Annotated in this window: 2 protein-coding genes; both read right to left on the reverse strand. The window is 66.7% G+C overall.

All coding sequences use genetic code 11. The annotated features are described in order from the left end of the window. The gene (locus AB1634_07205; protein MEW6219313.1) at positions 1 to 4,239 is read right to left on the reverse strand and encodes a hypothetical protein; all 4,239 of its coding nucleotides are present in this window, start codon (positions 4,237 to 4,239) and stop codon (positions 1 to 3) included. A 30-nt stretch (positions 4,240 to 4,269) separates the two neighbouring features. After that, complete coding sequence (locus AB1634_07210; GenBank protein ID MEW6219314.1) at positions 4,270 to 6,639, reverse strand: hypothetical protein; 2,370 nt, start codon at positions 6,637 to 6,639, stop codon at positions 4,270 to 4,272. Positions 6,640 to 7,212: the final 573 nt, after the last annotated feature.

Genomic DNA, 7,212 nt, shown 5'->3' on the forward strand with positions numbered 1-7,212 from the left:
CTACCACGGCGTCACGGAATTCCACAGCTCATTGTCCGGCCACTGACCGCCGCCCGGCCCGCCGCCACCGAAGGCAGAAGCCGTCTCGTGGCAGGCCAGCGGATTACGCTCGTCCACCACCTTGAGCCCATAGAAAATACCAGGAAAGAATCCGTAGTAGCCGCCGTCTGCCTTGTTCGCCTCGATGGCGTGACCGCCGGCGACGACACCCCCGCGGTGGCTCTTGTTGAGGCAGTTGGTCTGCATGAGGCGTGGCAGCCCGGCGTTGTGCGGGACGTGGCACTTGGAGCAGGGGAAGTTGTGCTCGGCGTTGTTGCCCCAGTCCTTGACCGTTTCATGGATGCGGTCCACCGTCTTCCAGCCGGTATCCTTGTCCGTCCCGTTGGTGAGCCGGGTCTTGGGGTGGCAGCGCAGGCAAAGGCCGGCAAAGGTCGCATCGTCCTCGGTAATGCCGGTGTAGGCATCACCGGTCTGACAGGTCGGATTGGCGTTGAAGGTGACCCGATCGGTGTTCCAGTGGCGCCGTTGCGGATCGTCGTGCTCCGTCTGGCGCTCGCCCCTGGTGGCGCCGACGTTCGCCGTGTTCTCGTTCGGCGAATCCTCCTGGTAGGGCGAGGTCATCCAGGTGCCCTTGAGCAGCGGCACGCCGTAGGACTGCTTGCTGCCGAGGGAGGGGCTGACACCGTGCGGATCGTGACAGGGGGTGCACAGGCCGTTGATCGGGTAGACCGCCTCGTCGCCGGAGCCTGGCGTGCCGTCCAGGCCATTGAGGGAGGCGGAGGCCATCAGGTGGCCCCCCATGTTGTCCCGGCCGGCCCGGTAGGGAAAGCGCTCCTTGGTGCCGGAAAGGCTGGTGCCGAAGCGATCGCCGTCTTTGTATCCCTTGATGGCCGCGGCAGCGCCGAAGGTCTGGCTGAAGCCCCAGGGGGTGGCGAGGGCGGTGGGGGAAAGATGGCAGTCGAAGCAGAGGTCGGCGCCGGTGGCGTACGGGTTGTGGTCGCTGCCGTCGCTGTTGGCCTGTGGGGTGTAGGTGACGGCGTAGCCGCCCCTGCCCGCCGTGGTGCTCTTGAGCAGGGCGCCGCTTGGGGTGCCGTTGAAGCTGACGTAGCTCGACGTCGTGCCCGAGGCGGCCGAGCCATGGGCGTTGTGACAGTCGAAGCAGAGCACGTTCAGGCTGCCGGCCCGGGTGTTGGCGATCTCGGCGTCCAGTCCGTCCATCCGGCCATCGGCGTCGTTGTCAACACTGCTCCAGCCGCCCTCGTTGCCCACCGCGTTGCCGTGGGCAGAGAAGGCCTTGCTGAGATCCTTGGCCGCGATGCGCGGATAGGAGGATTTGTAGGGGGCATACTTGCCCCAGGTCGTCACGCCGGTTTGGGAGTAGCGGGCCGCGATGGAGCTGCGGTCCCAGGCGTATTGCCGCGGGGTGTTGCAGTCCCCGAACGGCTCGGTGTCGTTGTTCGGGTCGCTGTGGCAGGAGAGACAATGGGTGTTGAGCCTGGCGATCTCGGCGCGCGAGCCGTCGGCGTGGTAACTGATGGCCGTACCGGTGTTGTACGAAGTGGGCCGCTCGCCAGGGCCGTAGACCACCAGATCCACCGGCGCACCGCTGTTGAAGGAGCCGCCGTGGTATGTGGGGTTGATGGAGCCGTCGCTGTTCGCCTCCCAATGGCACGGGTAGCAATGGGCGCCGGTAACCGCGATGCCCTGCACATGGTGGGAGCTGGCGTCGAATTGCGGCCCGATGGCGGCCCGGCCGTTCTGGGCCACGCGGTGGCAGCCGAGACAGGCGGAGTCGCCCCAGGTGGCCTCGGTGCCGCCGTGGCAGGAGATGCTGGCGCACAGCCCGCCGTTGCCGCCGAAGAGGTAGATGAAGCTCACCCCGGTGCCGGGCTTGAGGTTGTACTGGTCATTGAGGTGCGCGCTGCCGGTGATCGTCGTGCCGTCGGCTGTGGTGGCGCTGTGGCACGTGTCGCAAGAAAAGCCGCTGTGGGCCGCGTGCGTGTTGGCCTTGGGCTGTGCCGAGGGGTAGCTCGGGCCGCTGTCGTGGCAGCCGGCGCAGGTCAGGGTCTGGCCGGAGAACCAGTCCGGCGGCGGCATCAGGACCTTGTTGCCGGTGGCGACCACGGTGCCGTCGTGGTGGCAGTCTGCGCAGACGGTGGTGTTGTCCTTGGTGGTGCCGCCGTCCTTGAAGTGCGGCATGTCGGCCAGGTCGTGGCAGTCCGTGCAGGCCAGGCCGGCGTCGGTCAGGTGGCCGGCATGGGAGCCGGAGCCGCCGTGGCAGGCCAGATCGCCACAGCTGGCCCCGCCGGCAGCGCCCCCGCCGTGGGCGAAGCTCGCCTGGTGGGAGTGGCACGGCATGCAGCTCGCGCCGGTATTGCCCTGGTTGTGGTTGCCGGGATGGTTGGTGTCCGGATGGGCCTGGCCCGCTGCCCCATGGCAGGCATCGCAAACGCCATCGTTGGCCGCAGCTGAAGGATCCAGGTCGCGCAGATCGGTGTCGCTGGCCTCCAGACCGGCGATATCCACCGGATTGCTTGCCCCGCCCACCCGGCCGTCGATGGCCGGCAGCACCATGGCGAGCCTGGTGGTGCCGTGCACCTCGTGGCAATCCTCGCACTGGTAGCCCGGGGCGGCCGCATAGTCGGCGCTGTTGCCGTAGGCCGGGAAGGCGTTGGCCGCCTGGGCAGCACTGTCGTAATTGCCCGTGATCCCGCCCGAGTGGACCGTGGCCTCGGCCGTGGCATCGTAGCCCAAGGCGCCGTTGGCGGACTGGCCGACCTTGTGGCAATCGAGGCAGACCTCGGAGATCGCCGAGGTAGAGTCGAGACCGTCGCCAGCCACCGCCTTCAGCCTGGTATCGCCGTAAGTACGGTTGATGTGCGGTGAGGCGCTCCGGTCGTGACAGACGAGGCAAGCATAATCCGGGCCGTTTTGGCCGTGCAGGGTGGCGTTGAAGCCCAGGGCCGAGTCGAGGCCGTGGCCGTTCACGTAATAGCCGTAGGAGGCGTTGTCGCCCGCCTTGTTCGGGGCCGGCGCCGTGCCGCTGCCGTCCTGCTTGTCGTTTGCCGGGTCTTCATCATGACAGCTGATGCAGAAGAGCTCCTTGCCGGCTTTGAGCGCGTTACCGTCATAGACTCCGGTGTCGAAGTTGTTCTTGGCCCCGACCGCGGGGTCGTTCACCCCGTCGACCATGCCCCCGGGACTGTGGCAGTGGTTGCAGGCCGTGGTATTGGCCAGGGTTTCGCCGTCGGCGAAGGCCGGGAAATTGTCTTCCTGATGACAGGTAAGGCAGTCGACACCGGCAAGCATGCCCGCAAGGTGCGTGGGGTGCGACTTCTGGTCCTGGTGACAGCCGGCCTGGCCGCTGCAGCCGCTGCCGTTGCCGCCGCCGCCCCCGCCGCCGTGACCGAAGCCGTTGGTATGAGCATGGCAGTCGATGCAGCTGGTGCCGGCCTTGCCGCCGAGGTTCTCATGATTCTGCGTGCTTCCGGTGCCGTCGTTCCGGAAATGGGTGGTTTGGGTGTGGCAGACCTCGCAGACGCCGTCCCGGGTGCCGTCGCCGTCAGCGTAGGAGTTGGCGCCGGTCTTGCGGAACAGCCGCACGGTTCTGCTGCCGCTGTTGGGGGTGGGAACGGTCGATTTGATGAGCTTGCCGTAGTAGACCGCAAAGGTGTTGCCGGCCGCGGCCTTGGCGAGATCCATCGGGCCGTCCACTGTCAGGGTGTCCGCCGTGGTATCGATGATCGTGTAGCTGTAGGAGGGGTTGGCCAGATTGGGGACGAGGACGTGGCTGTTGAGCTGGTCGCCGCTCCAGCCGGCCCCGGCCATGGTGAGGGAGTCGCTGTCCAGGGCGGTGGAGACGCCACTGGCCAGGTAGGCGGCACTGCCGTATGTCCTCGCCTGCATCTGGTGATGGGGCCAGTGACAGACCCGGCATTCGATGGACCAGGTGCCATGGGTGTCCGAGGTGGCCAGGCTGGAGTGGGCCGAGACGTAGGGGGCACGGACATCGTTGTGACACCCCCAGCACATGTTGTTGTAGGCGGTGTCGTCGGCATTCTGGGGCACATGGGTGACCCAGGCCGGCGGGTCGTTGCTGACGATGTAGTGGCAGGAGTCGCAGCCGATGCCGCTTGGCGCCGAGTGCGGGTAGTCCAGTCCCAGCTGGTCCGCTGCCGCTGGCGCCATCGTCAGCAGGACGGCGCCGATGATGAAGAGGGCCGCGCTCGGTGTCTGCATGGTGTCTCTCCCCGTCCGGTGCATGAAGGGCTATCGCGAAACGTGGACCTGTACCACGTCGTAGATGAACGGCTCGTCCAGGCGATGATTCATGATCGTGTCGACCAGGAAGTAGAAGGTGTAGGTGCCCGCCGGCAATCCCGTGAGGTCCAGCAGGTCCAGGTGACCACTCAGATCGGGAAGGGGGCCTTGCCAGGAGAGCTTGAGGCCCCGGAGCCAGGTCCCCCGGAAACCGTTGTAGCTGTACCAGCCCCAGGGCGAGCCGAAGAGGATGAACCAGTCGCCGGGATCGCCCTCCCGGTCTCCGGCTGCCAGACCGAGGGAGATCAGGAACGGATCGCTGGCCGCCAGCTCCAGGGGACCGTCCAGGGTATTCACCTTGAGATCGGTCACCGGGAAGCGCACCTCGACATGATCCGGGAAGAGGATGTCGTCCAGCCAGGCCGCGCCACCGGTGGATTCCCAGCGGAAGACACGGCGGCCTGCCGTGACGGCAAAGCGCTGCTCGGTCCAATCCAGCACGCCGCTCCAGGCGTCCTGCTCGCGGCCATCGATGAGGAACCGCAGCCGGCCCGTCCCTTCCAGCTTGCAGGCGAAGGTGATCGCACCGGGCGCGGTGACCTCCAAGGCCACCTCCAGGAAGGAGAAGGCGTCGCCGCCGGTGGCCGGGGCCTGGATCGCGTAGGCACCGGAACGGGTGGTGTCGCCCTGGAGACGCCAGTGGCCGGCACCGCCGGTGAGCCAGGGATAGCCTGCCAGGTTGCCGGACTCGAAGCCCTCCAGGCTCTCCTCGGGGAGGAAGCGGGCTACTACGGTCCGGTTGCTGTCCAGGAGAAGAGCGCAGGCGGCCTCGACGCCGGAGCAATCACCGTTCCAGCCGGCGAACCGGTAGCCATGGTCCGGGGTGGCTGCCAGGACCACCCGCGTGCCTGGGGCCAGCTCCGCCTCGCACTGTCCCGGGCAGCGGATGTCCCCAGGGTCGCCCGCCACCTGGCCGTTGCCGTCCACGGTCACAGCCAAGGTGTGCGCTTGCGGGCTCACCGTCCCGAACACCGCCTCAATGGTATGATCCCGGTCGATGGCCGCGAAGGTGTAGCTCGCCAGCCGGCCGGCCGAATGGCCGTCGACCAGAAGATCCAGGATCTCGTAGCCGGCGGCTGCTGCGACGCTGAAGGTCAGGTCCTGGCCCAGAGAGGCCGTGACCGGACCGGCCGGGCTGATGGCGCCGCCACTGGTGGCCGTGGCGGTGACCGTAAAGACGCGCTCCCGGAAGGATGCCTCGATGGCATGGTCGCTCAGCACGCAGGGAAAGGTGAACGAGGAGAGTGCCCCCACCTCGGTGCCGTCCACCCGTACTCCGGCGATCTCGAAGCCGGCATCGGGCACGATCGCAAAGTGCCGGTTGTCGCCCTGATAGACCTGGATGGCACCGGCCGGCTCAATGCTGCCGCCAGGACCAGCAGTGGCGTCAATGGTGTGGGTGGCCGGCGGGCCATAGACCTCCAGGCTGCCGGTCCGCTGGGAGACGATGAACAGCCGGCCGGTCACGGGGCCGACACTCACATCCAGGGTCGTGCGCATGGGATGGCCGCTGTCGAACACCGTTTCCTGGTGGCTGCCGTCGCGGTCGAAGATCTGGACCACGTTTTCGAGGGCATCCGCAACCAGGACCCTCCCCCCGGCAGTTGCAAGCCCCAGGGGCTTCATCAGGCTGCCGTCGTCCATGCCGAACTGGCCGAAGCCGGATACGAAGCCGCCTTCCAGGTCGAAGATCTGGATCCTGGCTCCTTCATGGGAGCCCAGGCCCTGGGCGGAGCGGACCACGGGGAGATCGCTGACCATGATCTGACCGGCCTCTTCGTCGATATCCAGGGCCACCGGGTAATGGAACTGGCCGGCGCCGCTGCCGGTCTCGCCGAAGGAGAAGAGGGCGCGGCCCTGGGCATCGTAGACCTTGACCCGGTCGGCACGGGCGTCGGCGACATAGATCTGGCCCTGGGAGTCGACACGGATGTCCGCTGGCCGGCCGAGCTCTCCTGGGCCTCGACCCAGCGTCGACAGCCTTTCCAGGGTCGAGCTGAAGACAACGACGCTGCCGTCGCCGTCATTGCCGACGTAGATCCGGCCACCGGTATCCGTCGCGACGCTGACTGGCCTGGGCAGGTCTTTCAGGGTGCGGAGGAACCGGCCGGCCCGGTCGAAGACTCGCACCTGATTCCGGGACGATTCAGCGACATAGATGTTTTCCGTCCCATCCACCGCCACCGCCGTGGGCACCAGCCCCGGGATGGCGAACAGGCGCACGTAGCCGGCAGCCGCCTGGGCCGGTACCGCTGCGGCAAGCACCAGCATTGCCAGGGCGACCCCCCACGTGAAGGACCGGTGAAGAACACGCGTCATGGCAGTCACCTCTCAAAGCGAGCCAGTGCCAGCAGCCCCAAAAAAAATGACCGGGGAGCTCTCACCTGCAAGCTGCCCGATCATCTCTTGGTCGCCAGTTCGTCGATCCACTCTGCCGAACGCTGAGCAGGACGATGGATATGCTGTCTTCAGGCTATCATCCCCGCGTTTGTCGACTCCATGGAAGATCTTGTGGCGAATCCGGCACCTTTTGTGAAGTGACTTCCCGCGATCGGGAACGTTGCCAGAAATGCCGGGGTGTGGCGGGAGCAGTGGTGGGGAGCAGCGCCGGACACCAGCGTTGGCCGCCCCACGATCGGTGGCGACGTGCGGCCAATGGATCCTCCCGTAGGGGCGACGCATGCGTAGAAACGCCTGGGGGACTTCGACGATTTTGTCGCGACGGTAAGAGAATGGGTCGCCGAGAAGAGCCCGTCGTGACCGCCAATCTCTTCCGGCACCAGTTCGTCCGCGCCAAGTGGGCGGCCCGCGGTTGCCGCCCTCATCAATAGACAATATTTTGTCTCTACATCCTATCTTCACCCTGTTAAAGACAATATATTGTCTATTCTC

It is taken from the genome of Thermodesulfobacteriota bacterium (assembly GCA_040755095.1).
GTDB lineage: Bacteria > Desulfobacterota > Desulfobulbia > Desulfobulbales > JBFMBH01 > JBFMBH01.